Below are 19,482 nucleotides of genomic sequence, written 5' to 3'. Positions count from 1 at the left end.
AATGCTCAATGCTCAATGCTCAATGCTCAATGCTCAATATTATCAGGCTAAATTCTACGCAAAAATATTATAAGTGATTTAATACATCCCAAATAAACATAGTAGCCGTTATGTTTTACTATCCAACAATATAAAGTACAGACAAGACTTTGCCGCTACTTTATTGGTTAGGCTGAATTAACATTATCCTTCTGCGAGCTCTCTTGCACAAAGGAACGCTTTTATTTCATCACGAGAACCCAAAATATGCTGTTTTAACAAAGCAACAGACTTTTCAATATTACCTGCTTTACATAGAGCGAGTAATTCATTGTGTTCAGATTCTGCTTTTGAAATACCCCCTGCCCATAATAAATGCATGCGAATATAACGGTCTGCATTTTTATTCAAAGTGTTAACTAAGTCTTGTGTTTGCGGACGATTTGCCCCTGAGTATAAACAGTTATGGTAATCAGAGTTCAATTCGCTCCAGGTATTAGCCGCATTTTCTTTACCAAGCGCTTTGTCTAATTTCCCAAGAAGTTCTGTCGCTTCGTCAAGTTTTTCAACCGTAAGACGAGGGATTGATGACGCCAACAAGTCAGCTTCCAACATAGCACGCAGTTCAAATAATTCATCAACTTGACTAGCATTTAGCTCGGTAGCTGTAGCGCCTTTATGCGGTTCAAAAGCAACTAAACCTTCAGCTTCTAATTGTAGTAACGCTTCACGTACCGGAATTCGACTAACATTTAACTCTTCGGCTAATGCCGCTTGCCGTAAAGGTTGTCCTGCTTGAATTTCGCCACTGAGGATCTTCTCTCTAAGGGTTTCAACAACTAACTGAGTTCGGGTTTTATAAACAATGGTCATAAAGTACTTCTCTTGCAAGTGTGCTGACATTATAAGGGTTTATTAGCTAAAAAAAAGCGACTAACAAATATTAGCCGCTTATTGTTGTTATCAATGAAAGTTATAACTTCAAACCTACCGACTTAATAATCTAGTTAGTGACTCATAGGGCTGATTTTAATAACCAATGATTGGGGGAGGAGTTGATTTGCACTCCCAACAGTGATTACGATCATTTAATTAGCGCTAAACGTATGGCTTACCTTGTTTTTTTTATGAATACACTTCAACTTCTGTTGGTACCTTATTGTCAATTAAATGATGATTTCATAGACAATCGCTAAATCATTTTTACGCGATATTAAAGTATTTCACTTGCAACAAGATTGGCCTTTAAGTTGGCCTCTAATTAGGGATAAATTCTATGAATTATTATTATCAGCTCTTTAAAGTAGCACTTGCTGAAATCACCCATTTTAAAAGCCATTTACTTGTCTTTGAAAAGAGCTCAGCTAGCACTATTATGTGTCAATTTACCCATCCCCCTTTTAATGACAAATAAAATAAAGACTAGCCAGCTAGTTAAAAATTCTTTAAGTAACACAACTATTACAGGGCATTAATCGACGTATAAAGTTATTAACATCAACACCCTTTTATGACGAAAAAAACGATGGAGATTACAATACAACACTGGGACTTGGCATTTTTATGCGTTAAAATAACGCAATATTATATTAAATAATAACATCACCAATAAGATAGCGATAACCACAACTTGGTCGTATTATACAACGAACTACAATCCTTTTTTAATTGATTTTAAGCTCCATAGAGTAATTTTTTTCATATATAACTTGGCAAACACAAAGGCTTACCATGCAAAACCACCAAATAATAAAAAAAAGAATATTCACTTTACTGTTATTGGTTACTGCAATGGCAGTATTTATGCCAAAATCTGCAGCAACCACGATCATTTTAGACTTCACGACTATCGACTCTACTGATATGTATGGCGCTAAGACTAATGCTTTTGATGAATCTATCTATGGCTTTAGTAACATGGGATTAAATGACGTTATTAACAATATATCGTCGGCGATCAGCAATGACTTCTTTGGCTATAGCTATGCTGGTTTATCGGCTGGTAAAGAGCTAAATATTAATTTCGAAGTTGGCACAATAGGTTCAGGCCCAAGTAATGGCGATAATGAGTTCTCGTATTTTCAATTCGGTAACGTAACCAGTGGAGAGTCACATTTAGGCCATGCCTGCTCAGGATGTGCTTTAACATCGTATTGGCAAGGGAAGGTTATTGGTTCAATTTTCACCAATAATATAGCAACAGACTTAGCCCGCTATGCCACTAATAATAAAGAACTGATTAACCTGATAGCTGGTACAGCATCACATGAAATTGGCCATTCTCTTTTCTTATCACATCCAGGGGGAAAAGAACTTAACCCCGGTGAGTCGGATTATGGTTTGATGGCAACAGGTGCTTCACAACCGTCTATGCCAAACGAGCAACGAGTACTAGACCGTGCCTTCTCTAATAGAAATTTCGATACTTTAATAACGAGAGTAGGTCTTCGAGATGTTCAAATCGCCGCTATTCCAGAGCCAAGTACTATTTTGTTATTGTTAAGTGCCTTACTTATGCTTATTGTAAAAAGAAAAAAATATTAGTGGTGACTTTTATTTTATTAAAAAATAGTTCTATAGTACAAAAAAAAATAGTCTTTTATACTAAGCTACTTACGTGTTTACTTTTTTTATTTATGCTACTAAATTCGTTTGTCGCTCATGGCGATCAAATATTTTTAAGCTCGCAAGCGCTTGTTAAAGTTTCTGATGTTGCCGTAACAGGAAAGCTAATACATAAACAAAATATAACACTTACAAACAAACAAGTTATTCGTGTGGGTGCTATTTATATCGAACAGGTATTTAAAGGGCTATCACCGAGTCAACAGAGTCTTTTAATAGAACTCCCACCTTTCACAGCTAATGGAATGTTAAAGAGTACTGATGTTGTTTTAGAAATAGGTAATGAGGGTCTCTGGTTATTAAAAAAGCACACTAATGGTCTTTATCGAGTAGAACGGACAGACGCCTTATTACCAAAAGAAAAAGCAACCATACTATTTAAGTGACCCCCATTAGTACCCCCTACTTAGATTGGCACTAGCGTGAACTAATACTGAGCGGTACTAACACTAAGGGGGGAACTTGTTATTAATAGGTCTCCTTGACCGCATAGTATTAATTTTAAAAGGTTCATGAAAAAGCTAAACTCATTAATGCAGTGAAACAGATGACATCGAACATTGTGCAGTTTCTTTACTTTGATAAATAGCTTGTTGGCTATCAATAATGTTAGCGTCTTTCGGTGCGAGTCTTAAGGCTTGTTCAATCGTTTGTTTTGCCAATTGGTTACAGCCTATCGCATTTAATGCATAAGCATAATTATTGAGGTAAGCAGACTCTTGTGTTGCTAATTTATAGCCTTGTTGATACCAAAAATTTGCTTGTTTTACATCGTGGCTTAAAAAGTAATTACCCAATAAAAAATAAGGTAGCCAATAATCTGGCCATTGCTTGGTTGCTTGGGTAAGCGCTGTTATGCCCGCTGAGCTTTTCCCTACTGAAATTAAATCTTGGGCTGCGCGCGTATAAATGAATGGCTTCAAATACTGACTGGCTTTAGTCGGGGGGAGCGCAGCTAAAAGCCAATATTTACCTCTAGCCCATGTTCTTTCAAAAACACTAAACTCAGCAACTCTATTAGCAAGGTCACCCGAATGCAGGGTAATAAGTTGTTTTTTTAAGTCATAACCGGTAACCACAGCATAATGCCACATCGGATACCAAGGCGTTGAGACATTTTGCAAAACAACAACAGGTATATCTTCGCTAACTAACGACAATAACTGAGCTAAATTACCTTCTTGTGCGTAAGCAACAAAACCAGCTTGACGAGCAGAAGCAACCATCTCAATTTGAAAGCTACCTTTTAACTTTGGAACAAATAACTCAGCCGCTAAGCTTTGTTGATCTTTTTCCACCCCATAATAATTAAAAACTTCAGACAGCGTTGCAGGACCACAAAAAAAATCTTGCTGGGGGAAGAAAGGTACGTTGTTAATTTGATGTTTAGCCGTAATGTCAGGCGGTGAAGCCAAGAGTGCCTTGCTTTGCGGTGGCGTTGCACAGCCATTAGCTAAAAACAAAAAGCTGACCAAAAGGCCAGCTTTACAAAAGGTATAATTTAACACCTATAATTTAATTTATGGGTCTAATGAATGAATAAACATCAGTTATACCCATTACATCCAAAACAGCTAAAACCACTAGCACAGTGACTATAGTACCAACGACTCCGCTAGCAGCAGGCATATCGTTTAGGGTTGAATTAAAAGTATTGAGTTCTTGTTGTGTCATATTAGCCACTCGAGTTCGAGCATCGGCAACATTAACCCCCAAAGAAACTAACTTTTCTTGAACTTCTGCACCATCAAGTAAGCTTAAAACTTGTTGGGTGTTATACAAACTTTGCTGCTGTTGAATAACATTGCTTGAAGGGATAACTGCGCCAAAAGCATTTGAGATGCTAAACAACACAGTAAATATTGCACAGGATACTATTGATATTTTTTTCATGTTATTGCTCGCTTAATGATTAATAGTGATACTTGTAAAATAAAATAAGGCTAACGACTAAGCGTTAATTACTTTAGCCAGTCACAAACCGTTATATATCAAAGTATGACTCTAGCACAGATAATTGAAAACCCTAACAATGTTAGGCGACGTCTTGATTTTATATAAGGTTAATCCGTTGTGCTTAGCTTAAATTTAAATAAAACAATTAGTTTGATTCAGCACAAAGTAATACTTTTCACATTTTATATAATACCCTAAACCCACTAAAACACTATTCTTATGAATCAACAGCTTATCGTTTTTTTAAAAGCATTACTCGGTAGTTGCAAAGACTTACTGCCAATAATTTTAGTGATCGCTTTTTTTCAATTTGCTGTTCTTCAACAACCCATGCCAAATATTGGTGATATTTTAGTAGGTTTAGCATTAGTTGTGCTCGGCCTGACTTTTTTTATTTATGGCCTAGAAATGGGACTATTTCCCATTGGCGAATCTATGGCACAAGCCTTTGCAAAAAAAGGCAGCATTAGTTGGTTACTTACCTTCGCTTTTTGCCTGGGCTTTGGCACCACCGTTGCCGAGCCTTCATTAATTGCTGTAGCCAAAGAAGCAGCAAGTGTGGCCGCCTCTGGTGGCATTATAAAAGATACTTTAGCCGCACAAATTTCCTATGCAAATGGACTGCGTTTTACTGTTGCATTTGCCGTAGGGCTTGCCATTGTGATTGGTGTATTACGTATTATACGTGGCTGGCCAATTCAATACCTCATCTTGGGAGGCTATGTACTTGTAGTGATGATGACTATGATTGCTCCAAGCTGGATAATCGGTATTGCTTACGATTCAGGTGGCGTGACTACATCAACCATTACCGTTCCCTTAGTCACTGCACTGGGCGTTGGTTTAGCTTCTGCAATCAAAGGTAGAAACCCGATGACCGATGGTTTTGGCTTAATCGCTTTAGCTTCATTAACCCCGATGGTTTTTGTGATGATTTACGGCATGGTGATCAATTAATGGCTTTACTTTTTGAGTTTTTAATTACCTTAAAAAACACCATTATTGACGTACTGCCAATACTGTCAATTATTTTAGGTTTCCAACTATTAGTGATCCGCAAACCCATTCCACATATTAAACAAGTCGGCTTTGGTTTTATTTATGTATTAATTGGTTTAGCTTTATTTTTACTGGGTCTAGAAAAAGCCTTATTTCCATTAGGTAAAATGATGGCAACACAATTAACAGCGCCAGAATTTATCCATACTGGCGAACAGGTATTAACTCGCATTCATTGGTCAGATTACTTCTGGGTATATATTTTTGCAGCTGCAATAGGTTTTAGCACTACAATTGCTGAGCCGTCATTGATTGCTGTAGCAATAAAGGCAGAAGAAGTTTCTGGTGGAGCCATAAAGGCCAATAGTTTACGAATATCTGTGGCGATTGGTGTTGCTATCGGTATCGCCCTTGGTAGTTATCGTATCGTGGTTGGTCATCCTATTCATTACTATATTATCTCTGGTTATATCGTTGTCGTTATTCAAACATTTTTTTGTCCTAAGCTAATTGTGCCTCTGGCTTACGACTCTGGCGGTGTAACCACATCAACAGTCACAGTCCCTTTAGTTGCCGCTTTAGGCTTAGGTTTAGCCAGTACCATTCCGGGACGTAGTCCACTGATTGATGGTTTTGGCTTAATCGCTTTTGCCAGTTTATTTCCTATTATTGCTGTAATGGCTTATGCACAATTAACCCAAGCAAAAGCCCAACAAATCGAACGAAAAAGTGAAAACAGAAAACGAATTAATATTAATAAACGCAGCTTAAGAAAAAAACAAGAGCCCTCAAAAAGCTCAAGACAAGATAAATTAAACAGGTGATCACATGCAATTCAAACTAATTGTCGCATTTGTTGACGACGGTGTAACAGACGAAGTTATGAAAGGCGCCAGAATGGCTGGAGCCACTGGCGCAACGATAATAAATAATGCTAGAGGTGAAGGTATTAAACGCCAAAGAACCTTTTTTGGTATGCAACTTGAGACACAAAGAGACGTATTACTTTTTGTCGTTGAAGAACATTTATCAAGAAAAATTCTAGAACGGATCAGTAAAATCGCAGGGTTTGACCAAGATCCGGGTAAAGGTATTGCGATTCAACTAAATGTCGAAGATGCTGTTGGCGTAGCTCATCAAGTAGAACGCTTAAAAGGCAAAGTTGAGGAAGAACTATGATCCATAAATTAGTACAAGTTAAAGATGCAATGACCACTGATAACTATCAATTTGCTGATGGCATGATGACTGTTGCTGAAGGTATTAAATTAGCAAAAAAGCATAATGTTAATGCCTTAATTATCAATAAGCGTAATCCTCAAGATGAATACGGTTTAGTGATGCTTGCTGATATTGCGAAAGAGGTCTTAGCAAAAGACCGTTCGCCCGACCGGGTAAACTTATATGAAATAATGGCAAAACCTATCTTAAGTGTTAACCCAAATATGGATGTAAGATATTGCGCTCGGTTATTTGAACGCTTTAGCATTCACTTAGCCCCCGTTGTTGCAGACAATGAAATTGTTGGCATGGTTGATTACATTAATATGGTTTTTAGCCAGGTAGAATAGCAACCCTGTTATAAAGTCTAAGGTGATGCTTTAGGCTTTATTATGAGTAAAACATCTTGGCGTTTTAAAAGAAAAATAAGCGGTGATAAAAAACACGCCCATAACGATTAATGTGCCGGTGTCTCCCTGATAAGGTGTAATAACATTAAAGTAAAATAAAGCATTCTCTAATAAGCCAACACCCACACCGATAATAAATAAAATATAGCCACTAGACTGCCCTTTTGCTCCGATAAGTTTGGCCAACAAATAGCCTAACACAGGTATAAAAGACCAAATAAAGAAGACCACTATTGAAAATATAATGGCTGACAAAGCAAGACTTTGCTGTGATAGAACATTAATAACCGAGTAAAGTTTAACCAAACAATAGCCAATATATAAATACAAAAATAACATCTACAACTTCCTAAAATAACGATAACCCAACTATAATAACAAGCAGTATAAAAATTAACTTATGCTAGAACAAACAAAGACCACTTAACTATAATTAACTAGCAAATAATGCTTTAGCTATTGTTCAATAAATCGTTACCGTGAGCTGAGTTATCGATTAGTTAGTTTGATTAATTAAATTAATAAGTCAGTTATCACAGCTGACAATTGATTATATAAAACATTTCTCATTGACGTTTTTCGCCATAACACACCAATTTCTCGATAATAATCTTGATCTAATGGTGCAATGGTTAACCCCTCATTTTCCCCAATATTTTTCTTTACCGCCATCTCAGGCAAAAAAGTAAAACCTTGATGAAAAGCGGTCATCTGTACCAATGTTGACAAGCTTGACGCAGAAAAAGAATGAATACGCGATTTATCAGCAAGTTTACATGCCGACAAGGCATGCTCAGTAAGGCAATGTTCTGATGATAATAAGAAAATACTCTGTTCTGGTAAATGTTTATAACTGTCTGTTTGTTGAAAGGTCTCTACTAGCCTTTTATTACCTGCCATAAAAAACCTGTCTTTACCTACTAATCGACAATGAAAGTTATTTACTGCTATTGGCAACGCTAGAATCAACACATCTATTTCACCATTATTAAGCATATTCATTAAGTTTTCAGTAGTATCTTCACGTAAAAATAAGGCTAAATCAGGAAGTTTACTTTGGCAGGCGCGCACAAAATCGGTTAATAGGAATGGCGCAATCGTTGGAATACAACCAATACGTACGGTGCCGGTATACTCACTACCTTGTTGTTTTGCAAAGTTGACTAATTCGTTGGCCGAGACTAATAACTGTCGGGATTTTTCAACAACTTCAATGCCCTGAGTAGTAAATAAAAAAGATTTGTTGTCACGTTCAATTAATTGACAATTTAGCTGTTCTTCTAATTTTAGAATAGCGCTGCTTAAGGTTGACTGACTAACAAAGCATGCACTAGCTGCTCGATGAAAATTTTGTTCTTGGTAAAGCGCAATTAAATAGCGTAAATGTTTAAGATTCGGTAAAAACATAAGGCAAAGTCCAAAGGGTAATGACGATTAATTTATCACATCACAATTAAATAAAACGATTATGATTTAACAAACACCGAATAAGGACCCTAGGACAAAAGTATAAATTTATTGTTAACTTGTCATTTTAATCAATAAACCGAGTATAAAGTTGATGAATATTAATTCAATCCATCGATTTCTTTAATTTTTTCTAAAGATACGGTAAAGTTAGAGGATTAATTTACACCATCATATAGGAAGCAACATGTCACAAGCATCAGCACGTCATTTATTAGTAGATACAGAAGAGCAATGTTTAACGCTTAAAGCACAAATCGAAGATGGAGCAGATTTTGCGGTTGTAGCGCAGGAGCACTCAAACTGTCCTTCAAAAATGCAAGGTGGAGATTTAGGATCATTTGGCCGTGGTCAAATGGTACCAGAATTTGATGAAGTGGTTTTCACTGCTGATTTAAACACAGTTCAAGGACCAGTAAAAACGCAATTTGGTTATCATTTATTAGAAGTAACGGCTCGCTCTTAATAGTCAGTTTGCTTAAAAATCGATAAAGGAAAGGTTATCAATGGCAAAAATTATAATATTGATGCTTCTTTTATCGATTGCAAATCACTGCCAAGCTAATTCTATTGCAATTGACGCGGTAAAAGCAGATGAAAAAATAATTCATTACCTTGCTGATAAATCTATCACTAACTTTCAAATAACTTACCAGCAACTCGAGCTTGGTGATATTTGTGGATTTGTTGGTTGCCAGTGGCGAAAACTCGTTTCTGTCGTCGTAACGTCTAGAAGTGCTAATGCACCATCAACAACCATTGTCGCGCTTGTTGAAGGCATAGTACCTAATAACCAAGAACAACCTAAGGTTACCTTTGTAACGTTAAACAATAGCCTACCCAACACGCTAACCTTTATTAATTAACGAACGCGTTAATACCTTATTAATTTGTTAGATACTTTCATTATTTTCTCGAATCTTTATTTATTTTTCCTTATATAAATCATTGCCTATTTCACAAATATCACTTCGCATAAATTTTTTTAAACAATAGTTTATTGATATAGTTGTTAATTAAATATTAATAATAGATCAATTTGTTGCTAAAGATGTTAAATCAATGTTACGTTTGATTTGTCAGCAAAGACTGGCTAAAAAATCCTCAAGGCCATTGGAGGACAAATTAATCAAAGGAATGAGGGAGGAAAATAAAAATATCGCTTGGCTTTTAATGCAAGTATAAATTAAGTAAAATTAGGAACACTTAATGCAAAATAATAATAAGATTTCTCAACTTTCATTCCTTATTGGCGCAGCACTTACCGCTGCAACAATGAACGCAACAGCTGTTGAAATGAGCGCCAGTTCACTGCAACAAGAAACAAACACCGGAACACCGGTTATGGCACCAGCAAGCCCAAGTCCAGTGCTTGGAAATTACCCGCTGGTAATCAAAAACCCTGCAGAACAAGCCTTTCAAAACATCATTTCAAATCAAAGCTCATACGGCTCAGTTGGTAATGAAAAATTTAAAGTTCGACGCCAATGGACTGATGAATTAGGTAAAAGCCATACTCACTTTGATCAAACGATTAACGGTATTAAAGTGAGTATGGTACAAGTATGATTATGCATACTAATTCGCCAATAAATACTTTTAACGCAAGTAACAGTGCAAGTAGCGTTTATAAAGTTACGGGTAAATTAGCCACTAATTCATTACCTTCGTTTTCAGTAATGAACAACGCTAGTGCATTAAGCAATGACTCTGCACAAGCACTGGTTGCTGCTGAAAGTGTTGGAGACGTGTTAAATATTCCTGAGCTTGCTTACGTGTACCTACCACTTTCAGAAGAAACTAAACTCGCTTATAGACTAGAAGTATCATGGGATAATGGCGGTGAAGACTTTGGTCGTGATTTTATATACTTTGATGTGAATACTTCTGAAATCTTAGCGAGAGAGCCACAAGTACATTCTGCTAAAAATTGGCGGACATACACGCTTAATGGCGGTTCGGCAAACTCGGCTCCAGGTACTTTGTTATGTACTAACACACAAAGTTGTGGCAGTAACGCCGCAGCACAACGTGCACATGATGGCGCGTCAAAAGTGTATGACTATTATCAAAGTAAATTTGGTCGCGACAGCCTTGATAACAATGGAATGACACTCGTATCTAGTGTTGATTTAGGCGTAGTTAACGCTTATTGGACGGGCTCACAAATGATGTATGGTCAAGCATCTGGTGGCATGAACGACTTTACCAGTGACTTTGATATCATAGGTCATGAATTAACACACGGTGTCACAGATAAAACGGCAAACCTAATTTATGCCAATGCATCAGGCGCCTTAAACGAAGCTTGGTCAGATATTCTTGGTATCTCAGCCGAAGCTTACCGTAATGGCACAACAAGTTCTTCATGGTTATTGGGAGATGGTTTATATAACACTCAAGGTCAGGCCTTACGTTACATGGATAATCCAACTCAAGATAATTACTCAAAAGATTGGTACCCAGAGCGCATTCCTTTTGTAAGTAACCCAAGTAATAGTAATGACCAAGGTGGTGTTCACGGTAACTCAGGTATTGCTAATTTAGCTTATGTTTTGTTGGTAGACGGTGGTACTCATCCGCGCAACAAATCAACGGCACAAGTACCCAGTATAGGTATGGCAAAGGCCGAAAAGATTTTCTATCGTGCACTTGTTACCTACATGAATCAAAATACTAATTTTGCGGGTGCAAGAGCGGCAACAGCTCAAGCCGCACAAGATTTATATGGTGCTACCGAAAAAACAGCAGTAGAAACGGCTTGGTGTGCTGTAGGTGTTGGTGCTTGTCCGACAACAGGAACACCTCCAACGGGTAATGTATTAACCAATGGTGTTGCTGCCACGAACCTAAGTGCGTCAACAAATGCAGACGTTGTTTACACGATGGAAGTTCCATCGGGCGCAACAGATATCAGCTTTTTAACAACGGGTGGTTCTGGTGATGCTGATATGTATGTTAAGTTTGGTTCAGCACCTACCGATTCAAGCTATGACTGTCGTCCTTATAAAGGCGGAAATGTAGAGTCTTGTGCAGGTACATCAACGGGTGGAACATATTATGTTCGAGTCAAAGCCTATTCAGCATTTTCGGGAGTTAGCTTAACAGGTAGTTTTACAGAAGCTGCTACAGGAAATCCTGCGCTTAATGGTTCAGAGTCGAATGTTGCTGTATCAAAAGGACAGTGGAAGCGCTTTACTCAAGTTTTACCTGCAGGTTATGCCGATCTGACTATTAGCCTTTCAGGAGGGTCAGGTGATGCTGACTTATATATTCGCCGAGGAGCACAATCAACAGCTTCTGCCTATGATTGTCGACCTTATAAAAATGGTAACAATGAAAGCTGTAGCTTTACAACCCCTGCTGCAGGTACATGGTATATAGATATATTTGGCTATAGTACAGCTTCAGGTATGACGTTAACATTGCAAGCAAATCCATAAACTTACTTATAGTCATTACTTTATAAATAATAAGTTAAGACTAGCCAGTGCTTTTGGCTAGTCTTTTTTTATCCACTTATTTAGTTTTTTAAAACGAAGTGCTAAAAGAAGAAAAGTAATAAAAAGATAAATACTCGGTTCTATGATTTCAGACTTTACCGACCAATAAAAATGAATCCCAACAAGAACAACAGCTAAGTAAACCCAATTATGGAGCTTTTGCCAATTTTTACCCATTTTTTTTCTTAATAACGAAATTGATGTTATCGCAAGCGTTAACAAAATCAATAACCCCGCCATACCAATAGTAATATAAGGTCGTTCAAGTATTTCACTCACAAATAGTGACCAATCAAACTGCACTTCAAACACTAGAAAATTGGTTAAATGTAGGAAAGCATAAGTAAAGCTATATAAGCCTACTAATCGGCGAACTTTTAATAATATTGATATTTTAAAGCGCTTACTTAAAGGCGTTATCATTAAACTTAATAGCAATAAATTAAACGCACCAATACCGGTAAAATGAATAATGGCTTCAACTGGGTCAGCGCCTAGTTGATCAGTAAAAGCCAGATAATAAGCATTGGCTAATGGTAAAAAAGCCGCGAGGTGGACAAAAATTTTAAACAAAATAACTTTATACTTCATAGAGATGATACGACTCAAGTTATTACTACAGATTAGTGGGGCAATAAAGCCCCTACTCACGATTTTACCCTGTCGCTATTTTTAAAAGTTTTTCCGTAAATCAAGGTTTCTATATAGATCGGCAACTTCCTCACCGTAGCCATTAAAAGGCAAAGTATCGATACGGTTACGCGCAAACAATCCGCCAGAAGTTAATCTTCGTTCACTGGCTTGACTCCACCTTGGATGGTCAACGTCAGGATTAACATTGGCATAAAAGCCGTATTCGTTAGGGGCTAAAATATTCCATGTTGACGCAGGAGGATGTTCAACAAATTTTATTGCAACAATCGATTTAATACTTTTAAAACCATATTTCCATGGCACCACTAAACGGATTGGCGCACCATTTTGTGCTGGTAATGTTTTGCCATAGAGACCGACACTCATTAGGGTAAGTGGGTTCATCGCCTCATCAATACGTAACCCTTCCACATAAGGGTAATCAATACCGCCGCCCATTCGCCTACTTGCTTGTCCTGGCATTTGCTCTGGGTCGTGTAAGGTTTCAAAAGCAACATACTTAGCTCGAGAGTTCGGCTGTGCCTTTTTTAATAGTTTTGATAATTCAAAGCCAACCCATGGGATAACCATTGACCAAGCTTCTACACATCGCAGCCGATAAATACGCTCTTCAAGGGCAAAACTTTTCGTTAAATCATCTAAATCTAAAGTATAAGGCTTATCACACTCACCACTTATCGTGAGCTGCCAAGGTTTAATATTGAAGTTTTGCGCATTATTAACGGGATCGTTTTTACCTATACCAAATTCATAAAAATTATTATGGCTGGTTACCTTAGCTTCAGGTGTCAACACTTCAGTATTATTAGTAGCGTCAGTCGTGAACTTTAAGGGATAACGTTGAAAGGTATTTTCTGGTTCTGATGAAAAAAAATCTAAACCTTGGGCGTTTACAGTGCTAGATATAGTTGAAGATAATAAAGTACCGGCACCGAAGAAACCCATTTGCTTAATAAGCTGCCTACGCTTTAAGTAAACACTTTCGCTGGTAACTTGATGTTCTTTTAGTGCTGATTTTCCTGGAGATTTAATTAACATATGGCTACTTCTCAGGTTATTAATTAACTAACGATAAACCAATAGACCCGAGAAATAGAGAAATACTTCATTATTTATAAAATAATATTACTGTTCTATCAATTAGCGGGCAAATTGATGTAAATAATCAACCACAGCAGAAGATTCATATAACCAAGTAACCTTTTGGTTTTCATCCGTGATTTTCAAACAAGGTACCGTACGTTTTCCACCTTCTTTGATTAACTCTTCACGATAATTCTCATTTTGATTAATATTACGTAATTCGATATTTAAACCATCGCGTTTTATAGAACGACGAACTTTCACACAAAAAGGACAAGCGGGTAATTGATATAAGCTCAAGTGTTGTGTGCTTGTATCTATTTCAGCTTGCAATTGAGTTGTTCTTTTTGGGCCGCTCGGTGAAAAAACAAAATTTAACAATAAGATAATACGACCAATAATCCAGCGAACAATAAACATAAATCAACTTCTCTTTATTTAAAAAAAAACACTAGACTGTCTAAAAACAGCCACCCTAATTTTGCGCGAGTTTAACATAACTACTTGGTTAACACTGCTTTCATTTCGCGCAAATGGCTATCTACCACATCATATCGTCAGGAATTTGATAATCGGCATAAGGATCGTCAGCTTCAACTAAATCACTTTCCACTTTATCATTTTGTACTAAAATAACACTAGCATCTAAAGTCGCTACTTTTGCTGCGGTTTCAGCTGTCACTAAATAACTCTGTTCGGTTAACCCACAAACCGCTAATCGTCCATTAACTAAAGCTCTATGGGTAACCGCGTTAACAAATAACTTTTTAATTTTACTGTTAAAGGTGTAATTATATTCTGTTTCACCACTAACATTTTTTATTTGATGGTGTTCGAGTATTTGTTGGATGCGTAGCATTTTTTCTTTGTTGGCGAGTTGTTGCTTTTTTTCTTCATTGAGCGCGGTGTCTTTCGCCAATTTTTCTTTTTGAGCTTTAGCTAAGTCTTGCTTTACTTGTTCTTGTAAACTTTCGTCTTTTGCTACGCCACTGCGTTTTTGTTTATTTGATTTACGCTGGCTTGTATTTGCTTGTCGCGCTTTTTGCTTAGTCGTTAAGCCTGCTTTTAATAGCTGATCTTGTAAAGATGCCATACAAACTCCTTAATTAGGTTTATCAATAGTAATTGTTGCTATTCTATCGGGAAAAATAGCAATAAAAAAGTAGCTCAGCTTTTCTTTGTACATAAACCGATAATAATCTTCTATCATTAAATGTTAACTTTATAAATAATAAGGTAATCTAGCACGTCTAAATATCCTAAATACACCACATTATGAATAGATTTAAACATATATTAATTGGTTTCTTGCTGATCTTATTTTTAGTTGTTACAAGTTTAGGTACTTGGATTTACAGCCAAATTGATAGCGCGTTACCGGTACTTGAAGGAAAGCGAACATTACTTGGCTTGAGTGATACGGCCATTGTTGAGCGCGATAGTCAGGGTATTGTCACCATAAAAGCGAAGAAACGTAACGATGTTGCAGTCGCCACAGGGTTTATACATGCCCAAGAACGTTTTTTTCAGATGGACCTACTGCGCCGTAATTCAGCAGGCGAACTCGCCAGCTTATTTGGCGAAAAAGCCTTGCCACATGATAAAGAGATCCGCCGTCATCGTTTTCGTGAGCGTGCTAGAGCGATAGTTGCACAACTTCCTGAAAAAGATTTAGCCTTATTAAAAGCCTATACCCGTGGTGTGAATCAGGGCATAAATAATTTAAGTTCACCTCCTTTTGAATATTTATTACTTCAACAAGCTCCCGTTTCTTGGCAAGAAGAAGACACCATATTAACCGTATTAAGTATGTACATGGACTTGCAATATGCGGCAGGTGACCGTGAAAGAACCTTAGGAAATATAAAAAACACCTTAGGTGAAGATGTCTTTAAATTTTTGAATCCTAAAGGCAGTATCTGGGATGCAGCCATTGATGGTAGTCAATATCCATCAAGTAAAATGCCAACACGTGCATGGCCTTCAGCCTCATCTGAACAAGATGCTTTAGCTGCTAATACGGTGCAAAATTTAGTAACAGATGTACCTGAGCAAAGGTATCAAGGTGAGGAGTTCCCAGGTTCAAACAACTGGGCGGTATCGGGGGAAATAAGTAAAACAGGAAGTGCTATTGTTGCTAACGATATGCATTTAGGAATACGCGTACCAAACACTTGGTTTCGGGCAACCTTTGAATATCAAAGCGATAACAATAAAGCCATCAAAGTAACAGGACTGACCCTCCCGGGAACACCTAATATCATTGCTGGCAGTAACGGTAATATTGCATGGGGGTTTACTAATAGTTACGGCGATTGGAGCGATATAATTATTTTAGATACCAATGCAGATAAGAGCCAATACTTAACACCTGCAGGCTATCAAGACTTTACTGAGCATAAACATGTTATTGCGGTAAAAGGTCAAGACGCGCAGGAAATCATAGTCAAAGAAACAATTTGGGGGCCAGTTATAGGAACGAACAACAGCCAACAATTATTAGCTTATCGCTGGGTTGCTCATGATGTACAAGCCGTAAATCTGCACCAAACTCAACTCGAATTAGCCACTAGCGTTGATGAGGCATTTAACATTGCTAACCATGCAGGTATTCCGGCACAAAATCTAGTTGTCGGAGATAAAGCGGGAAATATTGGCTGGACAATCATGGGGCCTATTCCAAAAAAGTCTTCCTCGTTTGGCGAAACGCCTACACATTGGGGTGACGGTATCAATCATTGGCAGGGATATTTAAAAGCGGATCTGTATCCTAAAATTAAAAATCCGCAAAATAATCGTTTATGGACCGCAAATGCTCGTGTGGTTGGCGGGGAAATGTTAGAAAAATTAGGCAACGGCGGTTATGCACTTGGTGCAAGGGCACAACAAATCAGAGAGGGATTGCTTGCAAAAGAGATATTTTCAGAACAAAACTTACTTGATATTGCGCTGGATGACCGCGCCATTTTTTTAAAACGCTGGCAGAAATTTTTAATTGATAAAGTACTAACACCAGACGCAATTATCAATCATCCGCGTTGGCAAGCAGTGAAAGAAACCCTTAATACTGATAATTTATGTGCATGCACAGACTCGGTTGCTTATCGCCTTGTTAATAATTTTCGCTTGAATGTGCGTAATGATGTTTTTAGCCTACTCAACGAAAACTTAACTCACTTAGATAATGGCTACTCTTTTCACACCATTCGCCACCAAGTAGAAACACCGCTTTGGCAAATGATTAATGAACAACCAAGCAACTTTTTATGGTTGCCCGAAGATAACTGGCAAAAAGTTTTTGAGCGAGCACTCTCTACCACCTTAACGGATATGACCCAAGACCAACCATTGGCTAAAGCGACTTGGGGGCAACAAAACACCAGTAAAATACAACACCCACTTAGTAACGCTATACCCTTTATTGGTCGTTGGTTAGATATGCTGCCAATACCTCTTGCTGGCGATAGCTATATGCCTCGTGTCCAAGGAAAGTCTTTTGGTGCCTCTCAGCGTATGGTGGTTTCACCGGGTCATGAGGCCTCAGGAATATTACATATGCCAACCAGCCAGTCTGGCCACCCGTGGAGCCCTTATTATGGTTTAGGTCATGATGATTGGGTACAAGGAAAGCCCTCACCTTTCTTACCGGGTGAGACAAAATATACACTGACATTACTGAGCTATTAAGCTAAATTTTCAACATTAAAATTAATATCTACAATATAAAAAGAGGAAAAGTATGACGATTCTTATCTGGTGTTTATTTGCAGCCACTCTATTGCCTTATTTAGCTAAAGCCCCTGTCGCAATAGCTATGAGTAAACTCGATGGTTATGACAATAACCACCCGCGTGCGCAACAAGCAAAACTAACTGGCTTTGGAGCCCGTGCACTCGCCGCTCACCAAAATGCTTTTGAATCACTGATTATTTTTGTCCCTGCGGTTTTACTCGCAATAACCACAAATACAATAACCGACAGTGTAACCTTCTTAGCAATTACCCACGTTGTCGCTCGAGTGGCTTACAACTTATTATATTTATTCAATATTGGACTACTGCGCTCAATTGTCTGGGGAGTAGCAACCGTGTCTTCTTTTGCCATTATTTGGCAATGTTTTCCGCAAAGCTAAAAATCTATTTCTATTATAGATTTTTTTAATACAAGCCTTTAGCAATAAAGGCTTGAACAATTTCTTCGCCCTCGCTAAAGTAATGCTATATATCCTAGCTAATAGCTTGTTTTAGTCGCCTTCATGACTTTCCTTTACTAAAACATCAGGATTCTTTCTTTTTAACCATTTTCGAAAATAATATATAGGGTGGAAGTACTGTGAGTGAAGATTTAGATCTGAATAAAATTCGTGAAAAAATAACCAAACTTGACCAGCAATTATTAGAGTTATTTGCTCAACGCCGTTCTCTCACTCTCAGTGTTGCAAAAAGTAAAGCGCATCAGATACGCCCCGTTCGCGATCAACAACGCGAGCAAGAATTATTAATACGTTTAATTAACCAAGGTAAAGTGCTTGGTTTAGACGCTCACTATGTTACCAGCGTTTATCAAACAATTATTGAAGATTCAGTATTAAATCAACAAGCCTACTTACAAACATTGGCCAACCCCAATATCCAAGTGCCTACGGTTAGCGTCGCTTTTCTAGGTAATAAGGGCTCTTATAGCTATTTAGCCAGTCATAGATATTTTTCACGCCGTGCAGCAAAAATCAATGAATACGGTTGCCAAAGTTTCAAAGAAATTATGCAACAAGTCGAATCTGGCCATGTAGATTACGGTATGCTGCCCATTGAAAATACCAGTTCAGGTAGTATTAACGAAGTTTATGACGCCCTGCAACACACTAACTTGTCAATTGTTGGTGAGATAACTCAGCCTATTGAGCACTGCTTATTAACCGCAGTAAATACCCAACTCAGCAAAATAAAAACGATTTACGCGCACGGACAACCCTTTACTCAGTGCAGTAATTTTCTCGACAAACAAAAAAACATTCGCATCGAATATTGTGACAGTACCGCTGATGCAATGGCCCAAGCGTATGAGTTGCAAGACCCTACAGTCGCCGTTATTGGCAGTGAAGAAGGTGGTCATCTCTACAAGCTTCATGCTTTAGAAAAGTCGATTGCTAACCAAGCAGAAAATCACAGTCGCTTTATTTTAGTCGCTCGTAAACCTATTGATGTCGCTGAACAAATCCCGGCTAAAACGGCATTGATTTTGGCAACAGGACAAAAAGCAGGTGCCTTAGTTGATTGTCTTATTATTTTAAAAGCAAAAGGTATCAACATGTGTAAACTTGAATCTAGACCTATTCAAGGGAGACCATGGGAAGAAATGTTTTATATTGATGTTGAAGCCAATTTGAAGAGTGCTGTACTGCAAGAGGCAATTAATGAAATAACCTCAATTACCAATTTCATTAAAATATTAGGCTGTTATCCTATTGAACATATTAGCCCAACCAGTGTACCAAGTAGCGCGATAAACGCTTAGCCGTTGTCGCTTAACTTTTAAGTTAATGGCTTTGATAAAGTCTCTACGCCAGCAATATTGACCTTACTCGA

General features: G+C 37.7%; 23 protein-coding genes. 14 read left to right on the top strand and 9 right to left on the bottom strand.

From position 1 onward, the window contains the following. Nucleotides 1-183 precede the first annotated feature (183 nt). Nucleotides 184-852 carry a GntR family transcriptional regulator gene (locus H4J69_RS10820; RefSeq protein WP_070375969.1) on the bottom strand — a complete coding sequence of 223 codons (669 nt, stop codon included), beginning with the start codon at nt 850-852 and terminating at the stop codon, nt 184-186. Between the two features lie 403 nt (nt 853-1,255). Between H4J69_RS10820 and H4J69_RS10815 the strand changes: the two genes are divergently transcribed. From H4J69_RS10815 to H4J69_RS10805, 3 genes are all read left to right on the top strand, one after another. Then, on the top strand, nt 1,256-1,393 hold the full coding sequence (locus tag H4J69_RS10815; protein WP_182216521.1) for a hypothetical protein: 138 nt from the start codon (nt 1,256-1,258) through the stop codon (nt 1,391-1,393). Between the two features lie 317 nt (nt 1,394-1,710). After that, complete coding sequence (locus H4J69_RS10810; protein WP_182216520.1) at nt 1,711-2,523, top strand: PEP-CTERM sorting domain-containing protein; 813 nt, start codon at nt 1,711-1,713, stop codon at nt 2,521-2,523. Further along, nucleotides 2,523-2,990 (top strand): hypothetical protein, encoded by a 468-nt coding sequence (locus H4J69_RS10805; RefSeq protein WP_182216518.1) that lies wholly within the window; start codon nt 2,523-2,525, stop codon nt 2,988-2,990. The genes H4J69_RS10810 and H4J69_RS10805 overlap by 1 nt, the downstream gene beginning before the upstream one ends. 144 nt (nt 2,991-3,134) lie before the next feature. On the opposite strand, the gene H4J69_RS10800 is transcribed toward H4J69_RS10805, so the two are convergent. Together H4J69_RS10800 and H4J69_RS10795 are read right to left on the bottom strand one after the other, a co-directional pair. Next, nucleotides 3,135-4,067 (bottom strand): PA2778 family cysteine peptidase, encoded by a 933-nt coding sequence (locus tag H4J69_RS10800; RefSeq protein WP_259364637.1) that lies wholly within the window; start codon nt 4,065-4,067, stop codon nt 3,135-3,137. Nucleotides 4,068-4,119: 52 nt separating this feature from the next. Further along, nucleotides 4,120-4,497, bottom strand: a complete 378-nt coding sequence (locus H4J69_RS10795) for a PA2779 family protein (RefSeq protein ID WP_182216513.1) — start codon at nt 4,495-4,497, stop codon at nt 4,120-4,122. 282 nt (nt 4,498-4,779) lie between these two features. Between H4J69_RS10795 and H4J69_RS10790 the strand changes: the two genes are divergently transcribed. The 4 genes from H4J69_RS10790 to H4J69_RS10775 are packed head-to-tail and all read left to right on the top strand — an operon-like array spanning nt 4,780 to nt 7,130. After that, nucleotides 4,780-5,517, top strand: coding sequence for a DUF1538 domain-containing protein (locus tag H4J69_RS10790; protein ID WP_182216512.1), 738 nt, complete (start codon nt 4,780-4,782; stop codon nt 5,515-5,517). Further along, entirely contained in the window at nt 5,517-6,383 is an 867-nt protein-coding gene (locus H4J69_RS10785) for a DUF1538 domain-containing protein (RefSeq protein ID WP_182216510.1), read from the top strand. The genes H4J69_RS10790 and H4J69_RS10785 overlap by 1 nt, the downstream gene beginning before the upstream one ends. A gap of 4 nt (nt 6,384-6,387) precedes the next feature. After that, nucleotides 6,388-6,738: a P-II family nitrogen regulator gene (locus tag H4J69_RS10780; protein WP_070375962.1), complete on the top strand. Its 351-nt coding sequence runs from the start codon at nt 6,388-6,390 to the stop codon at nt 6,736-6,738. Continuing rightward, complete coding sequence (locus tag H4J69_RS10775; RefSeq protein ID WP_182216508.1) at nt 6,735-7,130, top strand: CBS domain-containing protein; 396 nt, start codon at nt 6,735-6,737, stop codon at nt 7,128-7,130. Before H4J69_RS10780 ends, H4J69_RS10775 begins: the two co-directional genes overlap by 4 nt. 30 nt (nt 7,131-7,160) lie before the next feature. Here H4J69_RS10775 and H4J69_RS10770 read toward each other — a convergent pair whose 3' ends face one another. Together H4J69_RS10770 and H4J69_RS10765 are read right to left on the bottom strand one after the other, a co-directional pair. Continuing rightward, nucleotides 7,161-7,529 carry a hypothetical protein gene (locus H4J69_RS10770; RefSeq protein WP_182216507.1) on the bottom strand — a complete coding sequence of 123 codons (369 nt, stop codon included), beginning with the start codon at nt 7,527-7,529 and terminating at the stop codon, nt 7,161-7,163. A 174-nt stretch (nt 7,530-7,703) separates the two neighbouring features. Further along, nucleotides 7,704-8,597 (bottom strand): hydrogen peroxide-inducible genes activator, encoded by an 894-nt coding sequence (locus tag H4J69_RS10765; protein ID WP_182216505.1) that lies wholly within the window; start codon nt 8,595-8,597, stop codon nt 7,704-7,706. A gap of 247 nt (nt 8,598-8,844) precedes the next feature. Between H4J69_RS10765 and H4J69_RS10760 the strand changes: the two genes are divergently transcribed. From H4J69_RS10760 to H4J69_RS10745, 4 genes are all read left to right on the top strand, one after another. Further along, nucleotides 8,845-9,123: a peptidylprolyl isomerase gene (locus H4J69_RS10760; protein WP_070375959.1), complete on the top strand. Its 279-nt coding sequence runs from the start codon at nt 8,845-8,847 to the stop codon at nt 9,121-9,123. A 40-nt stretch (nt 9,124-9,163) separates the two neighbouring features. After that, nucleotides 9,164-9,523, top strand: coding sequence for a hypothetical protein (locus H4J69_RS10755; RefSeq protein WP_182216504.1), 360 nt, complete (start codon nt 9,164-9,166; stop codon nt 9,521-9,523). A gap of 343 nt (nt 9,524-9,866) precedes the next feature. Beyond that, a complete protein-coding gene (locus H4J69_RS10750; protein WP_182244219.1) occupies nt 9,867-10,226 on the top strand; it encodes a hypothetical protein in 360 nt (119 codons plus the stop codon). Continuing rightward, nucleotides 10,223-12,100: a M4 family metallopeptidase gene (locus H4J69_RS10745; RefSeq protein ID WP_182251966.1), complete on the top strand. Its 1,878-nt coding sequence runs from the start codon at nt 10,223-10,225 to the stop codon at nt 12,098-12,100. Before H4J69_RS10750 ends, H4J69_RS10745 begins: the two co-directional genes overlap by 4 nt. A 57-nt stretch (nt 12,101-12,157) precedes the next feature. On the opposite strand, the gene msrQ is transcribed toward H4J69_RS10745, so the two are convergent. The 4 genes from msrQ to H4J69_RS10725 all read right to left on the bottom strand — a co-directional run bounded on the left by msrQ (nt 12,158) and on the right by H4J69_RS10725 (nt 14,990). Next, nucleotides 12,158-12,751 (bottom strand): protein-methionine-sulfoxide reductase heme-binding subunit MsrQ, encoded by a 594-nt coding sequence (gene msrQ / locus H4J69_RS10740; RefSeq protein ID WP_070377183.1) that lies wholly within the window; start codon nt 12,749-12,751, stop codon nt 12,158-12,160. Nucleotides 12,752-12,832: 81 nt separating this feature from the next. Further along, nucleotides 12,833-13,852: a protein-methionine-sulfoxide reductase catalytic subunit MsrP gene (gene msrP / locus H4J69_RS10735; RefSeq protein WP_182216501.1), complete on the bottom strand. Its 1,020-nt coding sequence runs from the start codon at nt 13,850-13,852 to the stop codon at nt 12,833-12,835. A 102-nt stretch (nt 13,853-13,954) separates the two neighbouring features. After that, a complete protein-coding gene (locus H4J69_RS10730) occupies nt 13,955-14,317 on the bottom strand; it encodes a glutaredoxin (RefSeq protein WP_182216499.1) in 363 nt (120 codons plus the stop codon). A 121-nt stretch (nt 14,318-14,438) separates the two neighbouring features. Next, nucleotides 14,439-14,990 (bottom strand): DUF2058 domain-containing protein, encoded by a 552-nt coding sequence (locus H4J69_RS10725; protein WP_182216498.1) that lies wholly within the window; start codon nt 14,988-14,990, stop codon nt 14,439-14,441. Nucleotides 14,991-15,172: 182 nt separating this feature from the next. Between H4J69_RS10725 and H4J69_RS10720 the strand changes: the two genes are divergently transcribed. The 3 genes from H4J69_RS10720 to H4J69_RS10710 all read left to right on the top strand — a co-directional run bounded on the left by H4J69_RS10720 (nt 15,173) and on the right by H4J69_RS10710 (nt 19,411). Then, a complete protein-coding gene (locus H4J69_RS10720; RefSeq protein WP_182230252.1) occupies nt 15,173-17,584 on the top strand; it encodes a penicillin acylase family protein in 2,412 nt (803 codons plus the stop codon). Nucleotides 17,585-17,636: 52 nt separating this feature from the next. Next, a complete protein-coding gene (locus H4J69_RS10715; protein WP_070375942.1) occupies nt 17,637-18,029 on the top strand; it encodes an MAPEG family protein in 393 nt (130 codons plus the stop codon). A 200-nt stretch (nt 18,030-18,229) separates the two neighbouring features. Further along, a complete protein-coding gene (locus tag H4J69_RS10710; RefSeq protein WP_146796287.1) occupies nt 18,230-19,411 on the top strand; it encodes a chorismate mutase in 1,182 nt (393 codons plus the stop codon). The last annotated feature ends 71 nt before the right edge of the window (nt 19,412-19,482 follow it).

The organism is Colwellia sp. BRX10-9, assembly GCF_014077405.1.
Taxonomy (GTDB): domain Bacteria; phylum Pseudomonadota; class Gammaproteobacteria; order Enterobacterales; family Alteromonadaceae; genus Colwellia_A.
The sequence above is the reverse complement of the archived record's forward strand: the minus strand, read 5'-3'. Positions and strand labels throughout refer to the sequence as shown.